1 protein-coding gene is annotated in these 1,654 nt (G+C 68.6%); it reads left to right on the forward strand.

What is annotated here, in order from left to right:
* On the forward strand, window positions 1-1,654 hold a 1,654-nt coding region (locus ACFOPI_RS24230), incomplete at both ends, for an Ig-like domain-containing protein (RefSeq protein WP_382180025.1).

Consider the following 1,654-nt stretch of genomic DNA (forward strand, 5'->3'; position numbering starts at 1 on the left):
GTGGACGGCAACCCGCTGTCCATCAGCGGCTTCACGGTGGCCGGAGACGGCACGAGCTACACGGCGGGCCAGACGGCGACGATTGCCGGCGTGGGCGCGCTGACGATCAACGGCAACGGCAGCTATAGCTTCACGCCGGTGGCCAACTACACGGGTGCGATCCCGGTGGCGACCTACACGGTGAGCGACGGAGCCGGCGGCACCGACACCTCCACGCTGACCCTGACCATGAGCCCGGTCAACGATCCGAGCGTGCTCACGCCGGACAGCACCACCACACCCGAAGACATCCCGGCCACGGGCAACGTGCTGACCAACGACGTGGACGTGGACAACGCGCTGAGCGTCAGCGGCTTCACGGTGGCGGGCGATGCAACGGCCTACACCGCGGGCCAGACGGCGACGATTGCCGGCATCGGCACGCTGACCCTGGGCAGCAACGGCGACTACACCTTCACGCCCGAGACCGACTGGAACGGCAGCGTGCCGCAGGTGACCTACACCACCAACACGGGCAACAGCAGCACGCTGGACATCACGGTCACGCCGCTGGACGACACGCCCTCGATCTCCGACGACGTGGCGACCACGCCGGAAGACACGCCGGTGGTGATCGACGTGCTGCTCAACGACAGCGACTCCGATGGCGACACGCTGACCGTGACGCAGATCGACGGCCAGGCGGCGACGGTGGGCGTGCCCGTGACGGTCTCCAACGGCACGGCCACGCTCAACGGCGACGGCACCATCACCTTCACGCCGGCAGCCGACTACAACGGCCCGGTGAGCTTCACCTACACCGCCACGGACGGCACCACGCCGGTGACGGCCAACGTGAACGTGACGGTCACGCCGGTCAACGACGCGCCGGTGGCGGTGAACGACAGCACGACCACGCCGGAGGACACGCCGGTGACGATCCTGGTGCGCTCCAACGACAGCGACGTGGACAACGACCCGCTGACGGTCACCAGCTTCAGCGACCCGGCCAACGGCACGGTGACGATCGATGGCAGCGGCAACCTGGTGTACACGCCGGACCTGGACTTCACGGGCACCGACACCTTCACCTACGTCATCAGCGACGGCAACGGCGGCACCGACACGGCGACGGTGACGGTCAACGTGGGCGGCATCAACGACGCGCCCGAAGCCAACCCGAACACCAACAGCACGACCGAAGACGCGACGCTGAGCGTGAACGCAGCCAACGGGGTGATCCTGGGCACGGTCGGTGCGGACACGGACATCGACGGGGACACGCTCTCGGTCAGCGCGGTCTCCTTCGGCGGCACCCCCGGCACGGTGGGCGCGGTGCTCTCGGGCACCTGGGGCAACCTCACGCTCAACGCCAATGGCAGCTACACGTATGTGCCCAACGCGGCGGCGCAGGCGCTGGACGCAGGCGAGAGCCAGAGCGACGTGTTCACCTACACGGTCAGCGACCCGGGTGGCCTGACGGCCACGACCACGCTGACCATCACGGTCAACGGCCTGAACGACGCGCCGGTGGCGGTGGACGACAGCCGCACGACGGCCGAAGACACGCCGGTGACGATTGCGGTGCTGGGCAACGACACGGACGTGGACGGCGAGACGCTGAGCGTGACGCAGATCGACGGCCAGGCGGCGACGGTGGGTGTGCCGATTGCGG

It is taken from the genome of Hydrogenophaga luteola (assembly GCF_042648585.1).
Taxonomy (GTDB): domain Bacteria; phylum Pseudomonadota; class Gammaproteobacteria; order Burkholderiales; family Burkholderiaceae_C; genus Hydrogenophaga; species Hydrogenophaga luteola.